The 26714-nt window shown below is 67.6% G+C and carries 20 protein-coding genes and 1 pseudogene; 7 read left to right on the forward strand and 14 right to left on the reverse strand.

Annotated features, from left to right (window positions below; all coding sequences use genetic code 11):
* Positions 1-794 (reverse strand): annotated as a pseudogene (locus tag GZ64_RS0118545) (hypothetical protein); the annotation flags it as partial.
* Between the two features lie 18 nt (positions 795-812).
* Positions 813-1397: a biotin transporter BioY gene (locus GZ64_RS0118550; RefSeq protein ID WP_029268205.1), complete on the reverse strand. Its 585-nt coding sequence runs from the start codon at positions 1395-1397 to the stop codon at positions 813-815.
* Positions 1398-1427: 30 nt separating this feature from the next.
* Between GZ64_RS0118550 and GZ64_RS0118555 the strand changes: the two genes are divergently transcribed.
* Both GZ64_RS0118555 and GZ64_RS0118560 read left to right on the forward strand, forming a co-directional pair.
* Positions 1428-2999, forward strand: a complete 1572-nt coding sequence (locus tag GZ64_RS0118555) for a class I adenylate-forming enzyme family protein (protein WP_081859817.1) — start codon at positions 1428-1430, stop codon at positions 2997-2999.
* Complete coding sequence (locus GZ64_RS0118560) at positions 2996-4240, forward strand: beta-ketoacyl-[acyl-carrier-protein] synthase family protein (protein WP_029268208.1); 1245 nt, start codon at positions 2996-2998, stop codon at positions 4238-4240. Before GZ64_RS0118555 ends, GZ64_RS0118560 begins: the two co-directional genes overlap by 4 nt.
* 12 nt (positions 4241-4252) lie before the next feature.
* On the opposite strand, the gene GZ64_RS0118565 is transcribed toward GZ64_RS0118560, so the two are convergent.
* The 10 genes from GZ64_RS0118565 to GZ64_RS0118610 form a co-directional block, all read right to left on the reverse strand.
* Positions 4253-5359 (reverse strand): lactonase family protein, encoded by a 1107-nt coding sequence (locus GZ64_RS0118565; RefSeq protein ID WP_029268210.1) that lies wholly within the window; start codon positions 5357-5359, stop codon positions 4253-4255.
* Positions 5360-5368: 9 nt separating this feature from the next.
* Complete coding sequence (locus GZ64_RS0118570; protein WP_029268212.1) at positions 5369-6655, reverse strand: adenylosuccinate synthase; 1287 nt, start codon at positions 6653-6655, stop codon at positions 5369-5371.
* Between the two features lie 115 nt (positions 6656-6770).
* Complete coding sequence (locus GZ64_RS0118575; RefSeq protein ID WP_021200112.1) at positions 6771-7148, reverse strand: hypothetical protein; 378 nt, start codon at positions 7146-7148, stop codon at positions 6771-6773.
* Positions 7149-7263: 115 nt separating this feature from the next.
* Positions 7264-7833 carry a barstar family protein gene (locus tag GZ64_RS20115; protein WP_051668250.1) on the reverse strand — a complete coding sequence of 190 codons (570 nt, stop codon included), beginning with the start codon at positions 7831-7833 and terminating at the stop codon, positions 7264-7266.
* Positions 7830-9086, reverse strand: coding sequence for a hypothetical protein (locus GZ64_RS20120; protein WP_029260846.1), 1257 nt, complete (start codon positions 9084-9086; stop codon positions 7830-7832). The genes GZ64_RS20115 and GZ64_RS20120 overlap by 4 nt, the downstream gene beginning before the upstream one ends.
* Positions 9087-9222: 136 nt before the next feature.
* The gene (locus tag GZ64_RS19580) at positions 9223-12264 is read right to left on the reverse strand and encodes an AbfB domain-containing protein (RefSeq protein WP_081859819.1); all 3042 of its coding nucleotides are present in this window, start codon (positions 12262-12264) and stop codon (positions 9223-9225) included.
* A 69-nt stretch (positions 12265-12333) separates the two neighbouring features.
* Positions 12334-14697: an FG-GAP-like repeat-containing protein gene (locus GZ64_RS0118595; RefSeq protein ID WP_168436335.1), complete on the reverse strand. Its 2364-nt coding sequence runs from the start codon at positions 14695-14697 to the stop codon at positions 12334-12336.
* A gap of 126 nt (positions 14698-14823) precedes the next feature.
* Positions 14824-17232: an FG-GAP-like repeat-containing protein gene (locus GZ64_RS0118600; protein ID WP_136025405.1), complete on the reverse strand. Its 2409-nt coding sequence runs from the start codon at positions 17230-17232 to the stop codon at positions 14824-14826.
* Positions 17233-17358: 126 nt separating this feature from the next.
* The gene (locus GZ64_RS0118605; protein ID WP_136025404.1) at positions 17359-17586 is read right to left on the reverse strand and encodes a hypothetical protein; all 228 of its coding nucleotides are present in this window, start codon (positions 17584-17586) and stop codon (positions 17359-17361) included.
* Positions 17587-17605: 19 nt separating this feature from the next.
* Positions 17606-21247 (reverse strand): ALF repeat-containing protein, encoded by a 3642-nt coding sequence (locus GZ64_RS0118610; RefSeq protein ID WP_136025403.1) that lies wholly within the window; start codon positions 21245-21247, stop codon positions 17606-17608.
* Between the two features lie 480 nt (positions 21248-21727).
* Between GZ64_RS0118610 and GZ64_RS0118615 the strand changes: the two genes are divergently transcribed.
* Complete coding sequence (locus tag GZ64_RS0118615) at positions 21728-22678, forward strand: DMT family transporter (RefSeq protein ID WP_029268219.1); 951 nt, start codon at positions 21728-21730, stop codon at positions 22676-22678.
* Positions 22679-22818: 140 nt separating this feature from the next.
* Entirely contained in the window at positions 22819-23538 is a 720-nt protein-coding gene (locus GZ64_RS0118620) for a Pr6Pr family membrane protein (RefSeq protein ID WP_029268221.1), read from the forward strand.
* Positions 23539-23694: 156 nt separating this feature from the next.
* Here the strand turns inward: GZ64_RS0118620 and GZ64_RS0118625 are convergent, their stop codons facing one another.
* The gene (locus tag GZ64_RS0118625; protein ID WP_029260838.1) at positions 23695-24243 is read right to left on the reverse strand and encodes a YbhB/YbcL family Raf kinase inhibitor-like protein; all 549 of its coding nucleotides are present in this window, start codon (positions 24241-24243) and stop codon (positions 23695-23697) included.
* 80 nt (positions 24244-24323) lie between these two features.
* Entirely contained in the window at positions 24324-24686 is a 363-nt protein-coding gene (locus GZ64_RS0118630) for a winged helix-turn-helix transcriptional regulator (RefSeq protein ID WP_029268223.1), read from the reverse strand.
* Between the two features lie 113 nt (positions 24687-24799).
* Here GZ64_RS0118630 and GZ64_RS0118635 point away from each other — a divergent pair, with 113 nt between their 5' ends.
* The 3 genes from GZ64_RS0118635 (at position 24800) to GZ64_RS0118645 (ending at position 26714) form a co-directional block, all read left to right on the forward strand.
* The gene (locus GZ64_RS0118635) at positions 24800-25111 is read left to right on the forward strand and encodes a putative quinol monooxygenase (protein WP_029268225.1); all 312 of its coding nucleotides are present in this window, start codon (positions 24800-24802) and stop codon (positions 25109-25111) included.
* 126 nt (positions 25112-25237) lie between these two features.
* Entirely contained in the window at positions 25238-25546 is a 309-nt protein-coding gene (locus GZ64_RS0118640; protein WP_036331885.1) for a DUF4190 domain-containing protein, read from the forward strand.
* Between the two features lie 202 nt (positions 25547-25748).
* Positions 25749-26714, forward strand: coding sequence for an AAA family ATPase (locus GZ64_RS0118645; protein ID WP_046398963.1), 966 nt, complete (start codon positions 25749-25751; stop codon positions 26712-26714).

A 26714-nucleotide genomic window follows, 5' to 3' on the forward strand; every position in this document is an offset into this window, starting at 1 on the left:
GTGTTCCCCCGCACGTCATACACAATCTCCGACGCCGCCAGACCATCCGCCACCGTCGTCGCACCCGGGATCGCCCCCGTCACCGACGACGACAACAACCGATCCGCCCAGTCATAGCAATACGACGTCGACGTCGACACCGCAGCCTGACCCGGCGCCGTCCACACATCCGTCAGACCCGTCCGGTTCCCCGACATCCCCGCCGCCGCATTCGGACCACACCCACCCGACGACCCGAACCCATACGTGAACTCATGCCCCGGAATGGTCGCCGACACCAACCGCCCAGCCGCGTCATACCCGTACGTCGACGAATACGACGCCGACCCCATCGACGACTGCTGCTTCACCACACGCCCCGACTGCGAACGCACCACAGCATCCGACACGACCTGACCACCGACCAGCCACTCCTGACCGACCACCCGCTCCGCCACATCCCGACCCACACTGCTCAACGCCGACCCATCCGGGTACGCGACCTGCTTCAGTCGCTGCAGGGCGTCGTAAGTGACCGATGCGAGCTGCTGCCCATCGACCGCGACCGTCTTCACCTTGCCGTCGGCATCGTACGTGTACGCCGTCACCGACGCCGCACCACCGGCAGGAGTCGTGGAGATCTGCGTCACACGCCCGGAAGCCGGGTCGTATGTGGGCGTGGTCACCGTGCCCCACACATCCGTGTAGCTCACGGTCCGACCGAGTAGGTCGCTGACCGTCGTGATCGTCGAGTCGTTCGGCGAACCCGCGACCGACACTCCGCCCGTGACGGTGGTGTATCCACCGTTCGTCACTCGAGCTTGCGCGGATTCCTAGACCGCAGAAACCGTCCGCACCCGCCGGCCGTCGGCGAACGCACGCGGGTAGGCCCGTCGGAGTGCGACCACGACCAGCGTCGCCGCGACCACCTTGATCAGGTCTCCCGGCAGGAAGGCGAGACTCGACAGCGCGGTGGGTCCGAGCGGCACGCCGGTCACGAGCGCCTGCACAGGGATGCCGAATGCGTAGACGACGAGCACCCCTCCCACGAAAGCGGCGATCGCGGAGCGCCACCAGGTGAAGCGACCCGTGCGCATGAGCAGGCCGATCACGACGACCCCGGCGATCCAGCCGACGAGGTACCCGGCACTCGGTCCGACGAACACGCCGAGGCCTCCACGACCACCCGCGAGAACCGGAAGTCCGACCGCGGCGAGCGCGAGCACCAGGACCACGGCGAGTGGCGCGAGACGCGGCCCCAGCACGAGTCCGGCGAGCATGACCCCCAGGGTCTGCGCCGTGATCGGCACGCCGCTCGGAAGGGGCACGATCACCGTGCCGAGCACGACGATCAGTGCGGCGAAGACCGCGATGCGGCCGAGCGAGGCGCTTGTGTCGGTGGCGCGGGGCTTGGTCATGAATCCTCCTGAACGCCGTTCACCTGAACGGTGTTCATTAGAATAGGGACGCCCGCCCTCCGCACGCAAACCCGCCCAGGAGTCCTCACGTCTCTCACCCCGACGCTGCGCCGCATCGCCGCCGACGACCCCGACCGCCCGGCGATCGTCGGCCGCGATGCCCACCTGACGTACGGCGAGCTCCACACCGAGTCGCGCCGAATCTCCGCTGCCCTCCGTGGCATGCTCGCGAGCATCCCCTCGACGTCCAGAGCGGACGGCCACTCGACCCACCCGCCGATCGTGGGTATCTGCCTGTCCGCCGCATTCGACACGGCGCGCGCCGTCGTCGCGGTGGAGGCGGGCGACCGCATCCTCACCGTCGTCGACGCGCAGTGGCCCGTCGCTCTGCAGATGCAGTCGATCGTCACATCCGGGACGGCCGCCATCATTACGAATGTTCCTCACCTCCGGCACGCTCTGCGCGCGAGCGGGTGGCCCGGTCTGGTCTTCGACCTCGCCGACCTGCTGGACGACGGATCATCCGCGCCCGAGGCACCGACCGACGACGCTCCGACCGACGGCCCTCCGATCGACACCCCGTTCCTACTGCTGACGTCATCCGGTACGACGGGCGCGCCGAAGGCGTTCCTCAAGACGCGAGCGCAGTATGCGGCGAACATCGAGGTGTCCCGCGAGCACTTGGGCGCGCACGACGGCGTCGCGACCTTCGCACCCGGGCCGATGTCGTACAGCCTGACCCTGTACACGCTGTTCGAGGTAATCGCCACGGGTGGTCAGCTGCACGTCGCCGACAGCCTGGACGAGCTGTGGCTCACCTCCCGCGTGCACGACGAGCGCATCACGCGCCTCGTCACGATCCCCGCGGCGGTGACGACACTCGTCGACGCCGCCCTCCGACATCCAGGACGGTACGACGGCATCGAGCTCATCGTCACGGGAGGGGCGGCACTCTCCGCATCGACGCGAGCCGACGTCGCCGAGGCGCTCCCCCATGCCCGGAGCATCGGCTACTTCGGCACCGGCGAACTCGGCTTCATCGGCGACGATCGCGCCGGCGACGAAGCCATCCGGCTCTACCCGCAGGTCGAGGCCTGCGTCCGTGGCGATGACGGCGACGACCTGGCTCCCGGCGAGCTCGGCAGTCTCTGGGTGCGCTCACCCTCCTGCTCGACCGACTACCTGCCGAAGACGAGCACGACATCGTTGACGGACGCTGACGGCTGGGCGAGCGTGCACGATCAAGGGCGACTGCGCGGGCGCGACTTCACGTTCGTCGGCAGAAGAGGCGACGTCGTCACCACGGGCGGGCACACCCTCGCACTCGACGACGTGGAGCGCGCCTTCGACGGGATGCCCGGCCTCAGCGCCTGTTGCGCGATCACCGAGAGCGACGAGCGTCTCGGCACGCGGATCGCGCTGGTCGTCGAGGGCGTCGCCCCACCCGCCGCGGACCTGCGCAGGTGGGCGAAACAGCATCTCGCCTCGGCATCCGTTCCGCGCCGCTGGTACGCACTGTCGGAGCTTCCGCGCACCTCCGGCGGGAAGATCCGTCGCGCCGCCGTCGCGGATCTCGTCGCGCACGGGAAGGAGCGAGCATGAACGGCAGGCGATCCGTGGTCATCACCGGTGTCGGCGCGGTCACACCGAGCGGACTGACGGTATCGGCGTCGTGGGCGTCTGTGCGCGCGGGACGAAGCGGCATCACCCGCCTCCCTCCGGAGATCTCCGGCTCAGGCCCTGTGCAGGTCGGCGGAATGGTGCGCGGTTTCACCACCCCTGTCGATCTGGCGGCATCGCTCGCCCGGCACCTCACACCGATGCAGCAGTGGGCGATCACCGCCGCCGATGAAGCACTCGCCGACGCGGGCGTCCCCGGGCAGCCGTGGCAGGCGGATGCCGGGCAGGTGATCGTCGCGACCGGTTCCGGGCCGGTAGATGCGACCGTGCGAGCCGCGGGCGCGCTGCGGGACCACGGGGCGCGTCGGGTGCCGCCGGGGCTCACGGTGTACGGAACGGCGGATGCGATCGCCGGCGTGCTCAGCAGACGATACGGATTCCTCGGTCAGACCCACGCGGTCGCCGCGGCCTGCGCGAGTGGAGCGGTCGCGATCGGGGAAGGTCTGCGCCGAATCCGTCACGGGTATGCCGACAGGGTGCTGGTCGTCGGGATGGAGGATTGCCTCGGCCCGCTGCATCTCGCTGCCCACGCGAACCTCCGCTCGGTCGCGACGGGCTTCGGCGACGACCCCTCGTCGGCCTCACGCCCCTTCGACCGCGCCCGCACAGGCTTCGTCATGGCGCAAGGCGCCGCCGCCGTACTGCTGGAATCCGCCGATGCCGCACGGGAGCGCGGCGCTCGAACGCTCGCGACGATCGCCGGATTCGGCGCGACCAGCGACGCACATCACGCCACCGCGCCCGACCCTGCCGCCGCGGGGGCGACGAGAGCGATCGCCGCCTGCCTCACCGACGCCGACACGGACGCTGCAGAGGTCGACCACGTGAACACGCACGGCACGGGCACGATACTGGGCGATGAGGCCGAGCTGGTCGCGCTCACGCAGGCGCTCGGCCGGAGAGCATCGTCCGTTCCCCTCACCGCGACCAAGTCGACGACCGGACATCTGCTCGGTGCGGCCGGCGTCGTCGAGGCCGTCATCATCGCGATGACGCTCCGCGATCAGGTGTTGCCCCCGACGATGAATCTGTCGCATCCGTGTGCCGACGACTGGGACTTCGTACGCGACAGGGAAAGACCGCATCCGGTCCGCACCGTGCTGTCGACCTCGTTCGGCTTCGGCGGCCACAACGCGGCGCTGATGTTCACCGCGAACGACTGAATCGCGGCGAGGTCAGCGCACCGGCAGGAAGTGCGTCGGGGTCGGAACCTGCGCCTCGTGACGGATACCGAGGGGCGCGCCCGTGCGCTCGTCGAGGTCGATCAGCGTGATCGTGTCGGAGCGCTGACCGGCGACGAGCATCTTGCCCTCGTGGACCAGATGATGCCGCGGCCAGTCGACACCGGAATCGGCGAGCGCCACGGATTCCAGAGACTCGCCGCCACCCCGCACCCGCAGCGCGGCGATGGTGTTGCTGCCGCGCAGAGCCGTGTAGAGGAACTGTCCGTCGCGCGTACGTGCGAGTTCTGCCGGGAAGTCCGTCCCCACCTCGGCGATCGGGCTCGTCAGGGTCACCGACACGACACTCCAGATGCCGTCTGCCGCGCGCGCGAGGGTGAAGACCTCACAGGAGTACTCGGTGACCACATGGAGGTGTCCGCTGGGGTGCAGGACCATGTGCCGCGGTCCGGTGCCGAGCGGGAGCGCGACCTCGTGGTCGAGCACGAGCCCACTGCCGCTCTGCCGCCAGAACCGCACGAGGTCGAAGCCGAGGTCGGTCGTGGCGACGCGTCCGTCGGGCAGGAAGACGGCAGCGTGCGCGTGGGAGACGCGGTCGCCGCCCACCCCGTACGGGTCGATCGCGGCGACGCCGTCGCCGGGCGGAGTCGCAGCGGGAGCATCCGGGTCGGCGTCACCGAACAGTGCTGCGCGGAGCGCCGCCGCGGCATCCGGCTTCGGAGGCACGATACGGCCTTCCGCATCCAGGTCGAACCGCACCACGCGACCGTCGCCGTAGCAGCTGGCGATCAGGGCCGAACCGTTCGGAGCCACCGCGACGTGGCAGACGTACTGGCCGACCGGCGCGGGCGCACCCAGCGGCGCAAGGGCGGCTTCCCCGGCGCGTGAGAACGCCTGCACCGCGGAGTCGCCCTCGAGTGCCGCGTAGACGACATCGAGGGTCGGATGCTGCGCCAGCCACGACGGCGACGGCGTCTCGACCACGGCACCGCGGTAGGCGAGAGTCGAGGCCTCGCGGCCCTCATCCCCCGCGAGCAGGCCGATGCCGTCGGCCGAGCCGTCCATCGCGGCACCGTAGCCGCCCAGCCAGAAGCGCGTCACGGGCGCGGGTCAGTCGAGCAGACCGTGGCGGACGATGACCTGGTCGCGCTCCGGGCCGACGCCGATCACCGAGATGCGCGTGTTGCTCATCTTCTCGAGCGCCAGCACATAGTCCTGCGCGTTCTGCGGCAGGTCCTCGAAGGTGCGCGCGACCGAGATGTCTTCGTTCCAGCCGGGGAAGTACTCCAGGATCGGCTTCGCGTGGTGGAAGTCGGTCTGGTTGACCGGCACCTCGTCGAAGCGTTCGCCATCGACGTCGTAGGCGACGCACACCGGGATCTGCTCGAGACCCGTGAGGATGTCGAGCTTGGTGAGCACCAGGTCGGTGATGCCGTTGATGCGCGTCGCGTAGCGAGTGATGGGAGCGTCGTACCAGCCCACCCGGCGCGGACGGCCGGTGGTGGTGCCGAACTCGAAGCCCTGCTTGCGCAGCCACTCGCCCTGCTCGTCGAAGAGCTCGGTCGGGAACGGACCCGAGCCGACGCGAGTCGTGTACGCCTTGACGATGCCGACGATGCGGTCGAGCGCACCGGGGCCGACGCCCCCACCCGTCGCCGCGCCTCCTGCAGTCGCCGAAGACGAGGTCACGAACGGGTAGGTGCCGTGGTCGATGTCGAGCATCGTGGCCTGGCCGCCCTCGAACACGACGACCTCGCCGCGGTCCAGGGCCTGGGCGATCAGGTAGCCGGTGTCGGCCACCATGGGCCGCAGCCGCTCGGCGTACGACAGCAGGTCTTCGACGACCTCGTCGGCGGTGATCGCACGGCGGTTGAAGATCTTCACCAGCAGATGGTTCTTCTGGTCGAGGGCGCCCTCGACCTTCTGGCGCAGGATGTTCTCGTCGAACAGGTCCTGCACACGGATGCCCACGCGATTGATCTTGTCGGCGTACGCCGGGCCGATGCCGCGACCGGTCGTGCCGATCATGCGCTTGCCGAGGAAGCGCTCGGTGACCTTGTCGAGCGTGCGGTGGTACTGCGTGATGATGTGCGCGTTGGCGCTGACCTTGAGTCGCGAGACATCGATGCCGCGGGCGGCGAGCGCCTCGAGCTCGAAGAACAGCACCTCGAGGTCGACCACGACGCCGTTGCCGATCACGGGCGTCACGCCCGGAGACAGGATGCCGGATGGCAGCAGGTGCAGCGCGTACTTCTCATCGCCGACCACGACGGTGTGTCCGGCGTTGTTGCCGCCGTTGAACTTCACCACCCAGTCGGTGCGCTCACCGAGAAGATCGGTGGCCTTGCCCTTTCCTTCGTCGCCCCACTGCACGCCGACGATAACGATTCCTGGCATGGGTAACCCCCTGGCTTTCGCCGGGTTTGCACCGGCCGATGAGCTGGCCCTCTTCGGGCGGTCCCATCCTATCGGGAGGGCTTCGGTGCGCCTTTCGGGGGAGCGTCGGGGGCGGTCAGAACACGTACAGCTGGCCGAGGATCAGGATGACCACGAAGAACGCGACGGCGATCGCGCCGATGATCGTGAGGGTTCGCGCCGAGAGCTTCGCGACACCCCACCCCACGAGGAAGGGAAGGGCGAGGAGCATGATCGCGACGATCCACCAGAACGCCGTATAGCCGCCGACGGTCGCCTCCGACAGTCGGCCTCCGAACAGCTGCTGGGACATCGGATGGGTCGCGAAGCGCACCGCCGCGCTGATCGGGACACCGACGAAGACGAACACGATGAGTCCGATCAGCGCGCCCCACAGCGCCGGGCTGCCACCGCCGCTCAGCACCCCTCCGTGAAGTTCGGGCTGATGCTGCCGCTGGTTCTTGTGCTCCGTCATGGCACAGGAGCATATCCGTCTGGATGCACGCAGGGTGGTCGATTCCCCACTCTTCGCCGGCGCGGGCACAGAAGTCACCCGGGTGGAAGTACCAGGGATTGCATGTTTCGCCCTATCATCGACGGCCCACACGCAAGGCGATGTCGGTTCGCGCCTCGGCGGCAGTGCGGACGAATCGGTCGATGCCCTCCGGGTGCGCATCGCTGACGTTCAGCAGCACGTGGAACGGGATGGGCGGACGCGCATAGATCTCGGGGCTGTCCACGGCTGCAGACCAGGATTCTCCGGCCGAATGGAGCGTGCGCAAGAACGCTTCGACATCAAGGGGATCGTCGACGAGAACCTCTTCCGCGCGCTCGACGACGAGCACGTAGGCCTTGGCCGGCAGCCACTCGTCCAGAGATCGGAGGCAGTCGCTCAGCGCCGACCAGTTCTCCCCGAATCCGTCGAAGAACTGGAGCGCGGCTCCGAACTCGTTCATCAGTCCTTCGTAAGAACGCATCTTCCACCCGCGGAGCGTCCGCACACACGCGTCATCCAGCTCGGCCGTCATGTAGAACGACGATGGAATCCACTTCTCGCGCCCCTGCTCGCCGTGTCCGACGTACACCCACGGACCTTCCGTCGCCCAGAGGAAGCCCCTCGCGGTCGACGTCGGGCCGACCTCTCCCCCTTCGAGCGTCATCGCCGCCCCTCGGCGGCTCGGTTCCGTGCGTTGGCCTCGATCTCTCGCACCCGCGCGTAGTGCGCCTCGATGCGCAGGGCTTGCGGTGATTCGGGGGCGGGATACCTCAGAGACGCCGGCATGACCGCGGCCGCCTCGGCGCACCGCCCGTCGCCTGCGGGATCGAGCACCCCTCGGAAGCCGGCGGGGATCCACGGATCGCCGCTCAACCGAAGGAGCTCCTCCGCCTCGGCCGGGTGCTCCGTCCAGCGGTGCAGAGTCCCCTGGCCGTTGGCCTTCGTGCGGATGGGATCGAGATGCGGAGCGACCATCTCGGCGTATTCCGGCTCGAACCAGGTCATCCATTGCGGCGCGGTCGGCAATCCGCTCCACGGGTCTTTGAGTTTGACGTCCATGAGCGGGTGGGCGGTTCCGTACCGATTCGTATTGACCTCGGCGAACGCGAAGAAGGCCCCGGTCCGTTCGGCGAGTGCGACGAAGAACGGCTCGATGGCGTCAAGAGCTTTGAGCTTCTCGAGCCGATCGAGCTCGAACTTCAGTCGGATCGATTGAGTTCGGCGCTCCAGGTCGTTCGTCCAGCCGTCGATGGTCCCGTGCTCGATCGGCTTGCCCGCGAGGATGAGATCGCCGAGGTAGCAGTTTGCGCGGTACATCCCGTCAAACGTCGCATCGTCGTCGCGGGGGAACCTCCCCTGAAACGGTTCGTGCGTGCCGAATCGCGACGGCACCCCTGGTCTGAAGAACTCGCGCGCCGTGCGGAGGTAGATCGCGGCGAGATCCTTATCGTGTGTGTCATCGAGCAGTCGGTACCAGCGCAGATGCAGGAAGCGGGGGCGCTGCGGCTGCGGTTCCGGCTGCGGTTCCGGCTGCGGCTCGTAGGTCTGCGGGTCGATCACCGTGCCGTCGACGCGCTCCGCCAACCGTGCGGCGAAGGCCGACGCCGTCGCCAGCTTCGTCTCGTCGACGCTGAACGAGAACCCCGCTCCCGACGTGACGTCGTACGACACGTGGATGCTGTAGAGCACCGTCGCATCCGCGACCTCGGTCCACTCCGCCGGGATATCCTCCGGCTCCACACGATCGGGGCCGTCGAGCTCGAACGCCATCTCGCGGGTGCGCTTGTCGACGATCGACGAGATCGTCTGCGATCGCCGATCGACCTTAGCCTTCAGCCCGCGCAGTGACGAAACCACTTTCGCCAGGTCCCTCGCCGTCAACGAGACCTTCCCGTACACCTCGAGGTCGTATGACACCTATCCCGCCTTTCGATTCGTCTGTCTCGTCCTGCCGGAAGCGCTCCACACGCTCCGATCGCAGGCCCTGTCACTCCCCCCGCGGAGAGCGACAGGGCCTACGAAGAGAGCAGAGGCACGCCGTCCGAGGAGCCTCCTACGGTGCGGTCACCCAAGGCTCGCCGAAGACCCATGCGGTGTCAGGGATGTAGTTGGCGGCGTCGTCGCCGTTCGGCACTCCCGCACTGAACGTCGCACCACCATAGACGAGACCGTTCTGGTGCATGCGAAGCTTGCGCCACGGATCACGGGCGGCCGGGAAAGAGAGTCCCACGCCGAATTCCGCGTCCTCTGCGCACCAGGTCGCGTTACGGCTGCTGGTCGCAGAAGGCGTGGCCAAGACGATGTAGCCATCCGTCGTCGTGGAGATGTTCAAGTACTTCCCGGGAGATGCGACCGACTCGAAGCTGTAGCACTGTGGATCCACCAGCCCCTGCACCACCCGGAACGTCGCTGCTTGACGCTGAGCGAGCGGTGAGGAGGCAGTGACGTTGCCGACGGATGCTTGCGCCGCGGCAGGCACGGCCGTCAAGGACTTCCCACCGACGACGGTGCGCAGCGAAACGTAACTGCCGATCGTCGCGACGTCGGAACGCATCTTGGTGACGTTCTTGTACGTCCATCGTTCGACGCTCGCGCCCGTGGCGGCCCGCAAGGTGAGAGTCGTCGATGTCGGCGCTGTGAGCACCTTGCCGGAGGCGACGTTGACGATGCTCACTCCGCCCGAGGGCTGGTCGGCGAATGTCCACTGCTGACGAGTGTCAGTCGTAGCGCACGCAGCCTGCACGACCCCGCTGCCCGCAGCATCCGAACTCGCGGCGCACATGGGGTGATGTGCGTAGTTGCGCAGGCCGAACACGGTCGGTGTGATCTCGATCAGTTCCCAGCGGCGCATCTGGGGGTTCAGGGTGCAGCCCACAGGAGCCAGGACAGCCCCGGCGTTCGGACTCGACGCCGCGCTCTTCGTCGAGAAGCATGTGCCTGGTTGGCCGATGCTCTCGATCTCGAAGACCTGACCTCCTGCGAACGTGGGCGCGGCCCAGGGCTCGCCGATGACCCATGCGGTATCGGGAACGTAGCCGGCCTGATCATCGCCGTTGGGCACGCCCGCATTGAAGCTGGCGCCGCCGTAGACGAGCCCGTTCTTGTGTGAACGCAGCATCCGCCAGGAATCGCGAGCCGCGGGGAACGAGAAGCCTACTCCGTGCGCCGCATCCTGCGCACACCAGGTCGCGTTGCGCGTACTGGTGGGAGAAGGCGCGACCAGCACGATGTTTCCGTCTGCCGTCGTGGAGATGTTCAGGAACTTGCCCGGCGAGGCGATCGACTCGAAGCTGACGCACTGCGGATCGATCAGACCCTTCACGACCCGGAACGTCGATTCCTGGCGCAACGCGAGAGGTGACGTCGCGACGACATCCTTGACGTTCGCCTGGGCGGTGGTGGTCGCGGTGAGGGACTTGCCTCCGACGGCCGTGCGCAACGATACGTAGCTTCCCACGGTGGCAGCGTCGTAACGCATCTTCGCGACGTTCGTGTACTTCCATCGATCGACGTTCGCGCCGGAATCCGTCTTCAGCGTGATGGCCGTCGTCGAGGGCGCTGCGAGAACCTTGCCGGACGCGATGTTCACGACACTCACCGTGCCGGCGGCCTGCTCGCGGAACGTCCACTGCTGCTTCGGATCGGCGGGCGCGCAGGCGGCCTGCACGAGGGCGCTGCCTGCGGCATCCGAACTCGCGGCACACATCGCGCGGTCGACGTAGTTGCGCAGGGCGAAGACGGTCGGAGTGACCTCTACGAGCTCCCACCGACGCATCTGGCCGATGAGCGTGCAGCTCGACGGAATCACGACGGGCCCCGCTGAAGAGTTCGACGCTGCGTTCTTGGTCGACATGCACGCGCCCGCCTGAGCGATGCTCTCGATCTCCAGCACCTGACCGGCGCTGATTCCGGCGAGCTTCCGGCCGTTCTCGATGGTCGCGGTGACCCAGGGTGCGATGACATCGCCGCGGGTCGCCGTGATCGATGCGGTGCCTGCGGGGATGCCGGAGCCGTGGCAGCCAGCCTGTGATGCCTGCGACGCGACAGCGACGAGTGTCTTCGTGCCGTTGATGTCGCGGATGCCGGGGGCGCCGCCGTCACCGAGACAGAGCGAAGCACCGGAGGCTGCGGTGGTCACTGTGGCCGTGTTGAGGGACGTGACCGGGTAGGTGTTCGTCCGAGAGGTGAGCGGGACCCAGACGGATGCGGTGCGCCCGAAGCCCGTGAACGCGATGTCCTGGCCTGCGACCGGGGCGGTCGTCGCGACCGGCATCGGAGTGATGTCATCGACAGGTGCCTCCAGCTTCGCCAGAACCACGTCCTGACCGTTGCCCGCCGGCTCCACGTGCGTGACCTTCACACCCAGATCTCCGGTCCCGCTCGCGGTCTTGTCGTTCGCGACATCCGGGCCGAACAACGTCCGTGCCGGAGCGGCAGGAGCACCCGCAGCGAGGGTCGTCGGGTCGGCCGCGAAGCAGCTCGCCGCAGTCAGCACCCACGAGCGGTCCACCAACGTGCCCGTGCAGGATCCCAGACCCGTGCGGATCTTCGTGATCGCCGTCCGCGGGTGCGTGGTGGTGGTCGCAGGGACGTCGGTAGACACCGCGTTCACCTCGATCACCACGACCGTCGACTGTCCCGTCTGATTCTGGTCGACCGTGCGACGTCCGTTGGCCGGCACCGGGATCTCCGTCTCCGGACCACCCGCGACCGAGTACGTGACATCCATCGGCTGCGCGCCGGCCTTGACCCCGAACGATGCCGCGATCTCCAGATTCAACACCGCCGGACGGAACACGGCCTCGAAGCACACCTTCGCCTTCTTGCCGGCCATCTGATACTCGACCTCGACCTGCCCGGTCCCGGCCGCGCACGTGACGACACGCAGACCACCGTTGCCATCCTTCAGAACGATGCCCGCGGCCGAACCCACCGAACCCCCGTCCGGATACGCTCCGGACTCCACGAGATACCCGGGAGCGTCATCCGCCACCGCAGAACTCACGGGGACCGAGACGAGCAACGCCGACACCAACGCCGCCGCCACCCCCACAGCCGTGATGCGGCCCCGACGGGGAGATCTCAACGAGAACATGCAATGCCTTTCAAGAAGCCTGGGGTTCAGGACGCGTGAGTGATGTCTGTCTGCAAAAAGAGCAGCCGTTCAACTGAGCAGACGGAGAGCGTTCCACCCGCTGTTGAGGTTGGTCGGGCCCGTGAATCCTGTGGCTGTGCCCGGGTAGATCCAGAACGCACCCGTGGTCTGGCGGGCCAGGATGTCGGCGATGCCGTCACCGGTGTAGTCGAGCCCGCCGGTGATCACGGTCATGATGTTCCAGCCGTTGCCGACCTGCGTCGGCGTCGTGAGATTTACGCCGTCGCCGAGGAATCGCCACAGCAGGCCGTTGGAGTCGCGAGCGACGAGGTCGCCCTTGCCATCGCCGTTGAAGTCGCCGGCGAGCAGAGAAGTCATATGCCCCCAGCCGGCGTTGAAATGCACCCCGGCTGCAAAGCTTCCCGCGCCGTTTCCCGCATACAGGTAGATGTTCCCGTTGGTGCCGCGGCCGATGAGGTCGGCGCGTCCGTCGCCGTTGAAGTCGACGCCTCCGGTGAGCAGCGCCGTTCCGGGCCAACCCGAGCCGATGAGTGATCTGCCGACGAAGCCGTTCGCCCCATCACCCTCGTAGAACCAGATGCTGCCGTCATTCCAGGTCGCGACGATATCGCCGTTGCCGTCCGCGTTGTAGTCCCCGTGGACGATCGCGGTGACCGCTTCCCAACCGGCGCTGCCTGTCGACTGCTGGGTCCAGCCACCCGTCCCGCTACCCAGGTAGAGGTAGAGCTGGTGATTCGACGCCGAGACCGACAGAACGTCGGGCTTGCCATCGCTGTTCACGTCGAACGAGGGCTTGATCACCGGCGCTGCAGCCGCGACGGACCCCCGGTACTCGAAGTGGTTGTGCGTGCAGGCGGCGTCGAACTGCGACCATCCCGCAGGTGTCGTGGTCCTCGGGCGGCAGCTGAGCTGTCCGATCCCGCTGGGTGCAGGCAATGCCGCGAGCATCGCCGCTCGCAGCGCCTGATCCTGTGCCGTGTTGCCTGTCGAAGCCACGCCGTTCACCACGCTGATGTCGACGGCGTATCCGCCGCCGTTCCGCGAGTGATAGTCCGCTTTCGCAGCCCCCGGAGTGACGCAGTACTCGTTCAGCGAAGAGATCGTGATCGAGAAGCCCTGGTCGACGACGACCTTCTTCAACGCTTCGAGGAGGACCGGGTCGATCGTGCAGTCGCGAACCTGGTTGTCGACGATGTTTCCCCTCACCTTGCCCGCCGCGTACGCCTGAAGCTGCGTCATGATCTTCGGCTCCGCGGTGATGCGGCCGCTGTCGACGAGCTGCTGAGCGAGGACCTTGGTCGCCGCCGGCACGACCACCGTGTCGAGGCCGTTGCGGATGGTGGCGGCGACCCAGCCGGAGAGGGTGTCGCCGCGGGTTGCGGTGACGGTTGCGGTGCCGGCGGGGATGCCGGAGCCGTAGCAGCCGGCCTGTGATGCCTGGGATGCGACAGCGACGAGTGTCTTCGTGCCGTTGATGTCGCGGACGCCGGGGGCGCCGCCGTCACCGAGGCAGAGAGAAGCACCGGCCGCTGCAGCCGTCAGCGCGGCCGTGTTGACGGCCGTCACGGGGTAGGTGTTCGTGTGCGAGGCGAGGGGGACCCAGACGTTGTTCGTGCGGCCGAAGCCGGTGAAGGCGAGGTCTTGACCCGCGGCAGGTGCCGATGTCGCGATCGGCATGGGGGCGATGTCGTCCACTGCGGTCTCGAGCTTCGCCAGAACAGCATCCTGACCGTTGCCGGCGGGCTCGATGTGGGCGACCTTCACACCCAGATCCCCGGTGCCACTCATCGTCTTGTCATTCGCGACATCGGGGCCGAACAGCACCCGCGCCGGAGCCGCCGGGGCACCCGGGACCAGCGTCGCCGGATCAGCTGCGAAACAGCTCGCCGCCGTCAGCACCCACGAGCGGTCCACCAACGTTCCCGTGCACGAACCCAGACCCGTGCGGACCTTCGTGACAGCGGTCCGCGGATGCGTGGCCGTCGTCGCCGGCACGTCAACCGCGGGGTCGGCCTTCACCTCGATCACCACGATCGTCGACTGACCCGTCTGCAGCTCGTCAACCGTGCGACGCCCGCCCGCCGGCACTGGGATCTCCTTCTCCGGACCACCCGCGACCGAATAGGTCACATCCATCGGCTGCGCACCGGCCTTCACACCGAACGACGCCGCGATCTCCAGATTCAACACCGCCGGACGGAAAACCGCCTCGAAGCACACCTTCGCCCGCTTGCCCGACCTCTCGAACTCCACCTCGACCTGCCCAGTCCCCGCCGCGCACGTGACGACACGCAGACCACCGTTCCCGTCCTTCAGAACGATCCCGGCGGCCGGACCGACCGCGGCCCCATCCGGATACAGCCCCGCCTCCACGAGATACCCCGGAGCATCATCGGCGACTGCCGAGGTCATGGGAACCGAGACGAGCAACGCCGACACCAACGCCGCCACCCCCACAGCCGCAACACGACCACGACGGGGAGATCTCAACGAGAACATGCAATGCCTTTCAAGGAATGTGAGTGCGCGAGACTGGGCTCAGCTGAACAGGCGGAGCGAGGTCCACCCGTTGCCGACGCGTGTGGAGGCGCCGAAACCGGAGATGCCGAGGCCGGGGTATACGTACAGTCCGCCATCGCCGGTCCGACCGAACAGGTCGGCCTTGCCGTCCAGGCCGTAGTCGACGCCGCCGGTGATCGCCGAGATGTTGTTCCAGCCATTGCCGACCTGCGGACCGCCGGTGAGCGTCACGTTGTTGCCAGGGTAGATGCGAAGGTCCCCGGTCGTCGTCGTGGCGAGGATGTCGCCCCTGCCGTCGCCGGTCCAGTCGCCGGCGAGGACCCGAGAGATCCCACCCCAGTCATGGCCGATCTTCATCTTGGCGCCGAAGGTTCCGTTCCCGTTGCCGGGGTAGGCGTAGAGGTGGCCGTCGGACTCACGGGCGACGAGGTCGGCCTTCTTGTCTCCGTTGAAGTCGATCCCACCCGTGATCAGGCCCTTCGTATCCCATCCGCGGGCAGCCAGCGCCTTCGTCGGGAAGCCCAGCGCACCATCACCCTGGTAGTACCAGAGGGTGCCGTCGGTGTTGACGACCATCATGTCGCCCTTGCCATCACCGTTGTAGTCGCCGTGGATGAGCGTCTTGGCCGAGGCCCATCCCGCGCTGACGGAGGTCTGGGTCGTCCATCCGCCGTTGCCGTTGCCGTGGTAGATGTAGAGCGAATTGGACGAGGTGATCCCGATCACGTCAGCCTTGCCATCGCTGTTCAGATCGAACGAGGGCTTGGCCGGTGTGAGCGGCACGCCGTGGTACTCGAAGTGGTTGTGCGTGCAGTCCTCTTCGGTCTGCGCCCAGCCGTTCGGAACCGTGAGCGCCGGGCGGCACGTGACCTGACCGATGCCCGCCGGTGCCGGCAGCGCGGTGAACATGGCGGTCGTCAGAGCCTGGTCCTGCGCCGTGTTGCCGGTCGCGGCGACGCCGTTCACGACGCTGATGTCGACAGCATGACCGCCACTGTTCTTCGCGTGGTAGCTCGTGGCCGACGGGGTCGCCGTGGTGCAGTACTCGTTGAGAGAAGAGATCGTGATCGAGAAGTTCTGATCGACGACGACCTTCTTCAAAGCGGAGAGGATCACGGGGTCGATCGTGCAGTCACGAACCTGTCCGCCGATCAGGTGGCCGCGCTTGAAGCCGTCGGCATACGCCTGGATCTGGGCGAGCGCCTCGGTTCCGCTCACGCGGCCGGTGGCCACGATCTGCTGCGCAAGGGTCTGATCCGCAGCGGCGACCGGGGTCGTGTCGAGCCCCTTCTGGACCGTGGCGGCCACCCATCCGGCGATGATGTCGCCGCGTGTCGCGATGGTCGAAGCGGTGCCTGCGGGGAGGCCGGAGCCGTAGCAACCGGTCTGCGTCGACTGGGAGGCGACAGCGACGAGCGTGTCGGTTCCATCGACGTTGCGGACGCCGGGGGCGCCGCCGTCGCCGAGGCAGAGGGAAGCACCGGATGCCGAACCAGTCACGGTCGCGGCGTTGACCGCCGTGACCGGGTAGGTGTTCGTGCGAGACGCGAGAGGGACCCACACGTTGTTCGTGCGGCCGAAGCCCGTGAACGCCACGTCTTGGCCCGCGACCGGAGCGGTCGTGGCGACCGGCATCGGAGTGATGTCATCCACCGCCGTCTCCAGCTTCGCCAGCACCGCGTCCTGACCGTTGCCGGCCGGCTCGACGTGGGTGATCTTCACACCCAGATCCCCAGCACCGCTCATCGTCTTGTCGTTCGCGACATCCGGACCGAACAACACCCTCGCCGGAGCCGCCGGAGCACCCGCGACAAGCGTTGCCGGGTCGGCCGCGAAACAGCTCGCTGCCGTCAACACCCACGACCGATCCACCAACGTGCCCGTGCACGAGCCCAGGCCCGTGCGGATCTTCGTGATCGCCGTCCGCGGATGCGTGGTCGTCGTCGCCGGGACATCCACCGCGGGGTCGGCCTTCACCTCGATCACCACGATCGTCGACTGACCTGTCAAGCCCGTATCAACACTGCGACGTCCGCCCGCCGGCACCGAGATATCCTCCTCCGGACCACCCGCCACCGAATACGTCACATCCATCGGCTGCTTGCCGGCCTTCACACCGAACGACGCCGCGATCTCCAGATTCAGCACCGCCGGACGGAACACCGTCTCGAAGCACACCTTCGCGCGCTTACCCGACTTCTCGAACTCGACCTCGACCAGCCCGGTGCCCGCCGCACACGTCACCACCCGCAAGCCGCCGTTGCCGTCCTTCAGAACGATCCCATTCGCCGCCCCCACCGACGCCCCATCCGGATACGCACCCGACTCCACGAGATAACCCGAAGCATCATCCGCCACCGCAGACGACACCGGCACCAGTACCGCCGACGCCAACGCAGCCGCCACACCGACCGCGACAAGACGCAACCGACCAAGGGACTTCAACGAAAACACGGAGGGCCTTTCATAGGTACGAGATCAGAGCATTTGAATGTTAAGAGCGTGAAGCGTGGTCGCGAATGCGGCTCCAAAACCCGGTCCGCGACTGAGCCGCTATGTCTGTGGCGGCTGATGTGTGCGCAGCACATGAACGAGAGCCTGCCGCATCTGGTCAGCCTCGCTCGGCTTCATTCCGACCAACGATGAGAACTCCCAATCGTCGATGGCCAAGCGCGATTGCACGATGGCGTTCGCTAGAAAAGCAATCTCGTCTAAGGTGACGACGATTGCCCCAACGGCATCGGGGGAAACCTCCTCGATTTGAAGTTCGGGAAGTGTCAAGAAATGCATTTTCCACCCATCAGTTGAGCTTGTTGAGAAAGTAGTCGTATCCATCGTCAGGTCGGAACGCCGTCCCGCCGTCCGGGTCCCATGGATTACGTATAACAAGCGTACCTTCGTGCCAGTATCCTGTCCTGCCGTTACTTAGGGTGCGCATCTCTCCGTTGAACACCACGTTCTCAATATGCTCGGCGAACTGCGCTTGTGTCGTTACCCCAGGGAACTCCGCCTTTTCGATCACATGTTTCTGGAACGCATGCCCACCCGCAATTTCCTCGCCAGTCAGCTGAGCGCGCAATCGCACCCCGTTGGCCGCATTCTCCGCTCCGCGGGATAGCTCGTCGACCTTGTCTTTATTCCGACTCAACAGCGTGAATGACTCGCTCACCCGGTCGGAGAAGCGGATGAGTTTTGTCGCGATTTTAGCGACGAGCGGGATCGCCTTGAGCACCTGACCCAGCTTGCCGACCGGGAAGATTCCAATCAGAGCCATGAAGCACCCACCAATGTCTCCCTTGGTGGCGCAGTTCATGATGTCGGTCACGCCGAGGAGATCGAGAAGGAGCTGCCCGCCTTCTTGAATGATGAAATCCATCAACGCGTTCGGCTTCGTGAGTGCATGCGCCTCGCGCAACCGTTGAACTGCGGCGTCGCCTCCTTCTGCGTAAGCAGCGTCAATCTGCGCCTGCGTAAGCTCGCCGACCGATGCGGGAGGCGGCGGATAGTCCTCTGCCCCGTCCTGATAACGCTGCTTCGACGCCGCGATCTCGCGCGCCTCCGTCGCCGCCTTCACCGCGGCTTCCGCGTCCAGTCCGGCGTTCGTCGCCGAGGTGGCCGCACGGCTCGCCGCATCGTTGGCCCGTGCTGCTGCGGCACTAGCCGACTGCGCCGACGACGTCGCCTGCGCAGCGAACCCGTTGGCCTTCTTCGCGTCCGCAGTAGCGGCTGTCAGCGCCTGATGCGCTCGCTGCGACGACTGTCGCGCTTCGTTCTCCGAAGCGGTCGCCTGGTTGGCCGAGGTAGCCGCCTGGGCCGCCCAGCCCTGCGCCTCCTGCGCATACTTCCGAGCCAGGTCGGCGCTCGCCTGTGCCTCGGCCGCCGCCTGCCGCGCGGTCGCCGCCGCCTTCTCCGCAAGCGCGGCCGCCTCCCGCGCGGCCGCAGCCTGCTGGTCGGCCAGGTGCAACATGCTCTGCATCTGCGCCACGTGAGCTGCCGTGTCGTTGTCGCGCTTGGCGGCCTCGTACTGGCCCTGCTCGAGGAACCTCTTCAGCGCCGTCTGGGAACCTTCGAGCGCGATGTTCGCGGCCGCCTGCACCTCGGGGCCGCCCGACGTGCTGAGCGCGAAGGCTGCCGCCCGCTGGTCGATCTCCAGTGCGTCGTACTGTCCTTCCGCGATGAACTTGGCGAGGACCGCGGGGTCGTCGGCATCGAGCGCGAGGTTCGCCGCGCGCTGCATGGCCGGTCCCCCCTCGGTGGCGAGCACGAATGCGATCTGGCGGTTCTCGAGGTCGCGGATCTCAGGAAGCCGCTCGTTGAGGAACGCCGCGACGTACTCCTCGCCGTTCTCGAGGACGTCATAGGCCTCGTCCTGCAGCATCGTGTTGTCGCCCTCATACAGCAGGGCCTTCGCCTCGTCCCACTGATCCTGCTCGAGCGCGACGCCGTACCCGTTCTTGAAGAACTCGACGACAGCCTCGTCATTGCCGACGACAGCCTGCTCGGCCGCAGCGGCAATCCACGGGGTTCCCGACGTGATCAGGGCGAGCATGGCCGAGCGCGCTTCCGGCAGCAGCTCCTGCAGGTTCGCATCCGGAGCGGTGATCTTCTTCAGGAACGCGCTGCTCTCCGCAACGGCGGCTGCGCCCTCCTTCTTGGCCTCGTCCTTGAGCTCCTTCTCCTCGGCTTCCTCTGCTGCGGCGATCTCCGCCTGCGCCAGCCCGAATTCCTCTTCTGCGGCCAGACGCTCCGCATCGGCCTTCCGCGCCAGGTCGAAGATGGTCTTCGCCAGCTCGACGTCCTTCGTCGCGGCCTCAGCAGCGGCCGCCGCCTTCGCCGAAGAAGCGGTCGCCCGAGCAGCAGCCCCCTGCGCAACACCGGCCTGGGCCGCGGCCGTGTCTGCCTCGATCGCCGCGGCGTTGGCGTTGTCGGCCGCACGCCCGGCCGCATCACGGGCCTGCTGAGCGACAGCCGAGGTCTCGGCGGCAAGGCGGTCCGTCCGCGCCGTGGCGGATGCCGCGCGGTTCTTGGCCGCGTTCGCCTTGGCCGCAGCAGCCCGCGCCTGCGCGGCAGCGGCCGATGACACTCCCGACGCCTGAGAGGCTTCCATCGCATATCCGGCCGCCTCGCCCGAGTAGCCGGCCGCGGCGCCCGCAGCCTGCGCAGCGCGGTTCGCCGCATTCGTCGCCGTCTCCGCCTCGGCCGCTGCACGCTTGGCCTTCGCCGCCTTGTCTGCGGCGTCGCGCGCCTTCTCCGCCTCTGCCCGTGCCGCAGCCGCCATGCCCTCCTGGCCCGCCGCATTCGCCGCCGCACCATCAGCGTTCGCCGCCGCCCGGTTGGCGCGCGCAGCCGCGGATGCGGCTGTTCCCGCCGCGCTCATCGACGCGTTCATCGCCTGGTGCGCTGCCGCAGCCGCCTGCACGGCGAGATCTGCCGCGTCGGCGGCTTGACGGGCGAGACCGGCTGCCCTGCTCGCGGCGGCGCTGGCCTGTTCGGCGTTGCCCTGCGCGGCGGCGGCCTGCTGGGCGGCGCGCTGCGTGGCCTCCTTCGCGAGCTTGGCCGCGAGGACCGCCTGCGCGGAGGCGTTGTCGGCGTTGCGACGCTCTTCCTGAGCGACCATGTTCGCCGCGATCACCTGGTTCGTCAGCTGGGCGATGGTCGCCGCCTCGGCGTCGCGCGCCCCGGCGACGAACTGCCCGTAACGCAGGAAATCCGCCACGGCCTGTGCGTCTTCGGACCCGTCCGGGAGCGTCGCATCGAGCGCTGCCTCCGCGGCGGCGATCACACTCGGCGATCCCGTGGAGGCGAGCACGTAGGCCGCCGCGCGGTCGTCGATGATCTTCGCGTCGTACTGACCGATCAGCAGGAACTGCGACACCGCGCTCGAGTCATCCGAGTCCAGAGCCTTGTTCGCCTCGCGCTGGACCGTCGGCGTTCCGGTGTCCGCAAGCACATACGCCGCCGAGCGGTCGTCGACCTCCCAGGCGTCCTTCCACCCTTCTGTGACGAAGGCACGAAGCTGGTCCGGATTGTTCGCCGTCAGCACCGCCTCCGCCTGCTGACGGACGGCGCGCCCGCCCGCGAGGCTCAGTCGCAGCGCGATGAGGCGGTAGTCCTGTGCGATCGCCTCGTGCTGCCCCGTGGTGATGAAGCTCTCGATGCTCTGCCCACCCTTGAGCAGCGCCTGCCTCGCCGCCTCCTGGACAGCCGGACCCCCATCGGTGAACTGCGTGACCACACCGGCGGCATCCGTCGACGGGGTGAAGAGACCCGCCGGCGCGGACACCTGCGTCCGCGCGGCCGATGCGGCGGTCGCCGCTGACGCTTCGAGCGGCTGGAAGAGACCGACCGCGACGACGGTCGTCATCAGCATGGCGGCGAACGCGAACGGGAGCCGCCGCGCCGGTGCGAAACGCAGGCGCCGACGGTGAGGTCTGGTCTTCATCGCAGGACTCTTCTCCAGGAGGACACGAGAGGGATCGGACCGCGTGAAGATCACGACGCTGCGATGGCGCCCCAGAACGAGTCGCGGCGCATGCGCATATGCGCGTACACGCACGTCAGGATGCACGCAAACCACGACCTCGAAACAGGACCGTCACGCTTCGACCGTGGGCTTGCGGCGGTACTCGCTCGGGACTCTATCCGTCAGCTGTGAGTCTTGTCTGTCCCCCGAATGGCCTACTTGACGCTGGGCTTTCCCTGTGAAGTGCGGGTTTCCGCGTTCATACGACGCCACAATATCCACGGATGAGGAAGGTGATCGAACGGAACTTTTTCTCCACTCGGGAGAGATACGTGAACCGGTCGGGAAGATCTCGTGAATCTCCGCTCACGGGCCATCGTCTCGGATCGTCCGAAATGCATCGGCGGATGTCGCTTCGACGGCTCGACCGATGTCGGACGCCCCTGCCAGGATCGAAGGATGGCAGAAGCCGCATCCGGGGACCCCGGAATCCACACGCGAACCAGCGCGACCAACAGCACCGATGCGCCGAAGAAGCAGGGCGCGCTCGTGCTCGTCGCGGCGCTCGTCACCGTGGTGCTCTGGGCTTCGGCCTTCATCGGCATCCGCGGTGCAGGCCCGCACTACGACCCCGGCGCACTGGCCCTGCTGCGGATGGCCGTCGGCACCGTCGTGCTGACGATCATCGCCGTGCGCCACGGCATCCGCATACCGGAGCGTCGGCACTGGCTGCTGATCGCGGTGTGGGGCGTCGGCTGGTTCTGCGTCTACAACCTCGCCCTCAACAGCGCCGAGCTCACGCTCGACGCCGGCACCGCGGCGATGGTCGTGAACCTCGCACCGCTCATGGTCGTCGTCTTCAGCGGGCTCTTCCTGCGCGAGGGGTTCCCGAAACCGCTCGTCATCGGGGCACCCATCGCCTTCCTCGGCGTCGTCCTGATCGGCATGAACTCGTCCACCAGTGCCGGCCCCGACATCACCGGCCTGCTGCTCGCCCTCCTCGCCGCGGTCATGTACGCCGGGTGCACGCTCGTGCAGAAGCGGCTGCTCACCTCGGGCGTCGACCCGACCACCCTCACCTGGCTCGGAGCGGGTGTCGGCACCATCGCGCTGCTGCCCTGGATCGGCAACCTCATCGGCGCGCTCCAAACGGCACCTCTGGATGCGACGCTCTGGGTCGTCTACCTCGGCATCTTCCCCACGGCGATCGCCTTCACGACCTGGGCCTACGTGCTGCAGCGCAGCACCGCGGGGCAGACCTCGGCGACCACCTACGTGGTGCCGGCGATCGCGATCCTGATGTCGTGGGCGATCCTCGGCGAGGTGCCGACGCCGCTGATGTTCCTCGGCGGGGCGCTGTGCCTGCTCGGCGTGCTCATCACCCGTCTGCGGTGGCGTCGCCGCACCTGACGCCGGGAGGCGCCCGGTGATCACCCCGCGCGCGATCCCCAGCTCAGCGAGCCGGGAGGCGGCGAGCCCCTCGACGATATCGATATATCGGTGCCGCGGTCTACGGAAATCTGCCACTACAGTTGCGACCGGAGGCGAACATGACGATCTGGTGGCCCTACGTGCGCATCGCCGCAGCCGCGCTCTCCGCGGCAGCGATCATCGCGCAGCTCATCCGCACTCTCGAGATCGCCGTTGCGGCCACGACCGAGTGGGGCGCGCATCTGCCGACCGTCATCTCGAACTTCTTCAGCTTCTTCACGATCGAGTCGAACGTCCTCGCCGTGGTCGCGTTGGCGTGTGGCGGGTTCTGGGCGCTCGCCCATCGCGACACGACGGCGGAACCGCGGTGGCTCGCGATCCTGCTGATGTGCGCCAGCACCTACATGATCGTCACCGGCGTGGTCTACAACCTGCTGCTTCGCGGCATCGAGCTGCCCCAGGGCTCGACGGTCGGCTGGTCGAACGAGGTGCTCCACGTGGTGGTGCCGATCATCATGCTGGCCGATGTGCTGTTCGCCCCGAGACGGCGGGCTCTCGGCTGGAGCGCCGTGGGCATCGCCGCCATCTTCCCGATCTTCTGGGTGATCTACACGCTGATCCGGGCGAACCTCGTGATCGCGCCGGCATCGGGTGAGCCGTCGTGGTATCCGTACCCGTTCCTCAACCCTGCCCAGCCCGGCGGGTATGGAGGCGTCGCCCTCTACGTGCTGCTGATCGCCGCGATCATCATCGGCGCCGCCGCCCTCGTCGTGTGGGTGGGCCGTCGCCGGGCGGTCGTCTCGGATTCGACCGCCGACGCCACCATCGCCGCAGCCTGACACCCAGCCTGACCCCGCAGCTGCTTCCGCCCACTCCTGCTCACGAATGGACGCCCCGCGACGGGCGGAGTTCTCGCCGTCGGGCGGAGATCTCGAGACGAAAGCTCCGCCCGACAGGGAGAATCCCGCCCGGGACGCGGGTGCTCCGCCCGAGGTCTACTCCCCGGCGTACGCGACGAGCGTGGCTCGCGCGATCGTGTGCGGGCCTGCCGTGAAGCCGAGGAGCGCCGGGGATGCACCGGAGTCCAGATCGAGCCGCGCCACATCCAGCGCGGTCACGGTGATGTGGTACCGGTGCACGCCCGATCCGGCAGGCGGAGCGGCGCCGATGTAGCGCGCGAGCCCGGCGTCGTTCGGGAAAGCCACGGCACCGGCGGGAAGCAGCTCCCGGCTCTCGGAGCCCGCGTCCTCGACGAGGTGGGTCGTGGTCGCGGGGATGTTGCCGACGGCCCAATGCCAGAATCCCGATCCGGTGGGAGCGTCCGGATCGAAGACCGTGACGATGAAGCTCCGGGTGTCGTCGGGAAACCCCGACCAGGTGAGTTCGGGAGAGATGTCGCGTCCGCCCGGGACGCCGAAGACTCCGGAGTACTGCGCCTCGGCGAAGGGCGTTCCGTCAGCGACGGTGGAGCTGCGGAGCTCGAAGCTCGGCACGTCGGGAAGCGCGTAGTACGGGTCGTTCGTTGCCTGTGTCTGATCTGTCATGCGAGGACGGTATCGACGAGCACCTGGTTTCCCGCAAGGGGTGCAAGTCACCTCCGGGTAACCACCCCACTCTCGGAATCTCAGAGATCGGGGAAGCGCTGGATGTTCGACTCGACCCAATCACGGAGGCTCTGCAGGGGCTTCGCCGCGTCGGCGCCGAGGGCGGTGAGCGAGTACTCGACGCGAGCCGGCACCTCGGCGAAGATCTCGCGGGCGACGAGGTCGCGCTCTTCGAGTCGCCGAAGGCACGACGTGAGCACCTTCGGGCTGATGCCCTCGAGCTTGCGCTTGAGCTCACCGAACCGCATCGGGCCGCCCTCGAGTGCGCCGAGGATGAGCGCGCTCCATTTGTCGGCGAGCAGATCGAGGATGCCCCGGCACGGGCACTGGGCGTCGTAGACATCATGGGGCCTGCCGGCGGCGCAGGAGCTGAGGGAAGTCATCCGTTCATGGTATCCGAAAGTTACCAGCGGTCCTTGCGGGTAACTGCTCCCCTTCGAGTAGTAATGATCTCGCGGCAGCCTGCCGTGCTCGATCCCACGAGAAGGACCACATCATGTCTTCACCCCTGCCCGACCCGCTGTACAGCCTCGCCATCCTGCGCGCCCTCCCCGGTCGCCGAGACGCACTGCTCACCGCCCTGCAGCGCCTGATCGAGCCGACCCGCGCGGAGCCCGGCAACCAGGATTACGTGCTGTTCGAATCGCGCAGCGAGCCAGGAACTTTCTACATGCGCGAGGCGTTCGACGACCAGGCCGCGCTCGACACCCACTTCGCCACACCGCACTTCCAGGCATTCGCGCAGGGAGTGGACGCGCTGCTGGCCTCACCGCTCGAGTTGCTGTTCCTCGACCGGCGGTCGGCGTAGCGGCCCACGCTGCCGGAACACGCTCCGACGCCCGTACCTGAGAACCGGCGCAATCATCCGCTGGACGTACGACGTGGGTACTCCAGTCCGATGACCGCCGACAGACCCCGTCATAGCGTGGATGTCATGTCAACAACTGGTTCTGCACCCGCCCCTTCCACCACCGCGCCGTCCGTCGCTGCGACGTCGACCGCGAAAGGCACCGCCAGTCTCGTTCTCGGGATCTGCTCCGTGTTCGCCGGCTGGACGTTCTTCGCGCCCGCCATCGGACTCATCCTCGGGATCGTCTCGCTGCGAGGCGAGCCGCGCGCACGCACACAGGCGGGATGGGGGATCGCCCTCAACGCGATCGCCATGAGCATCTGGATCATCGTGACGATCCTCGCCCTCACCTTCGGATGGATCGCGGCGACCTCGTCCATGTTCGGCCAGTGACGGCGCTCAGCTCTCCTCCTCGGTGCGGCGACTACCCTGGCTGGGGGGAGAAGCGCCGCGCTCCCCAGGAGGAGAGAGCATGCACGACCTGAACGCCGCATCCCCGCAGCCGGTGGCACCTCCGCCTCCGCCCGCTCCCGCGCAGGCCCCCGCCCCCACAGCCCCACCCGCCACGGCGAACGGTGCACCCACCGACGCCGAGATGGCCAGAGCGTCCGAGGTGCTGCGGGTCATCTCCGCCTCCTACTCCGCCAAGATGGTCGGTCAGGACCGGCTGCGCACGAGCCTGCTCATCTCGCTCATCGCCGGCGGCCACATTCTGCTCGAGAGCGTGCCGGGACTGGCGAAGACCACTGCGGCCAGCACTCTCGCCGACACCGTGAAGGCGCAGTTCAAGCGCATCCAGTGCACGCCCGACCTGCTGCCGAGCGACATCACGGGCAACCAGATCTACGACGCGGCGACGGGATCGTTCCGGACAGTGCTCGGCCCGGTGCACGCGAACTTCGTGCTGCTCGACGAGATCAACCGCTCCAGCGCCAAGACACAGAGCGCCATGCTCGAGGCCATGCAGGAGCATCAGACCACGATCGGCGGCGAGATCCACCACCTGCCGAAGCCGTTCCTCGTGATCGCGACGCAGAACCCCATCGAGCAGGAGGGCACGTACGAGCTGCCCGAGGCGCAGATGGACCGCTTCCTGCTCAAAGAGATCGTCGAATACCCGAGCCCGGCCGAAGAGCTCGAGGTGCTCAGCCGCATCGATTCGGGTGTGCTCGACCCCGACCGGCACGTCGCCAGCGCCGTCAGCCTCGACGACGTTCACCTGCTGCAGGACGTCGCGAGCCGCATCTACGTCGACCCCGCGATCCGCAACTACATCGTGTCGATCGCCTACGTCACCCGCAACCCGGCGCCGTACATCGGCGAAGAACGCGCCCGCTTCATCAAGTACGGCGCGAGTCCGCGTGCGAGCATCGCGTTCCTCCAGGCTTCTAGAGCGCTGGCTCTGCTCAAGGGACGCACGCACGTGCTGCCCGAAGACATCCGCGAGCTCCGGCACCTCGTGCTGCGCCACCGGGTGCTGCTGACGTTCGAGGCCGACGCCGAAGGAATCCGCAGCGAGGAGATCATCGACCAGATCTTCGCGTCGGTCCCCACACCCTGA

The sequence above is a fragment of the Microbacterium sp. Cr-K32 genome, from assembly GCF_000708345.1.
Classification (GTDB): Bacteria; Actinomycetota; Actinomycetes; order Actinomycetales; family Microbacteriaceae; genus Microbacterium; species Microbacterium maritypicum_A.

Bases quoted from the DNA above. Each gene is read 5' to 3' on its own strand.
- GZ64_RS0118625 (WP_029260838.1), bottom strand. From the start codon at position 24,243: ATGACAGATCAGACACAGGCAACGAACGACCCGTACTACGCGCTTCCC.
- GZ64_RS0118595 (WP_168436335.1), bottom strand. From the start codon at position 14,697: ATGACCTCGGCAGTCGCCGATGATGCTCCGGGGTATCTCGTGGAGGCG.
- GZ64_RS0118550 (WP_029268205.1), bottom strand. From the start codon at position 1,397: ATGACCAAGCCCCGCGCCACCGACACAAGCGCCTCGCTCGGCCGCATC.
- GZ64_RS0118620 (WP_029268221.1), top strand. From the start codon at position 22,819: ATGACGATCTGGTGGCCCTACGTGCGCATCGCCGCAGCCGCGCTCTCC.
- GZ64_RS0118570 (WP_029268212.1), bottom strand. From the start codon at position 6,655: ATGCCAGGAATCGTTATCGTCGGCGTGCAGTGGGGCGACGAAGGAAAG.
- GZ64_RS19580 (WP_081859819.1), bottom strand. From the start codon at position 12,264: ATGTTCTCGTTGAGATCTCCCCGTCGGGGCCGCATCACGGCTGTGGGG.
- GZ64_RS0118575 (WP_021200112.1), bottom strand. From the start codon at position 7,148: ATGACGGAGCACAAGAACCAGCGGCAGCATCAGCCCGAACTTCACGGA.
- GZ64_RS0118615 (WP_029268219.1), top strand. From the start codon at position 21,728: ATGGCAGAAGCCGCATCCGGGGACCCCGGAATCCACACGCGAACCAGC.
- GZ64_RS20115 (WP_051668250.1), bottom strand. From the start codon at position 7,833: ATGACGCTCGAAGGGGGAGAGGTCGGCCCGACGTCGACCGCGAGGGGC.
- GZ64_RS0118635 (WP_029268225.1), top strand. From the start codon at position 24,800: ATGTCTTCACCCCTGCCCGACCCGCTGTACAGCCTCGCCATCCTGCGC.
- GZ64_RS0118560 (WP_029268208.1), top strand. From the start codon at position 2,996: ATGAACGGCAGGCGATCCGTGGTCATCACCGGTGTCGGCGCGGTCACA.
- GZ64_RS0118610 (WP_136025403.1), bottom strand. From the start codon at position 21,247: ATGAAGACCAGACCTCACCGTCGGCGCCTGCGTTTCGCACCGGCGCGG.
- GZ64_RS0118645 (WP_046398963.1), top strand. From the start codon at position 25,749: ATGGCCAGAGCGTCCGAGGTGCTGCGGGTCATCTCCGCCTCCTACTCC.
- GZ64_RS0118630 (WP_029268223.1), bottom strand. From the start codon at position 24,686: ATGACTTCCCTCAGCTCCTGCGCCGCCGGCAGGCCCCATGATGTCTAC.
- GZ64_RS0118640 (WP_036331885.1), top strand. From the start codon at position 25,238: ATGTCAACAACTGGTTCTGCACCCGCCCCTTCCACCACCGCGCCGTCC.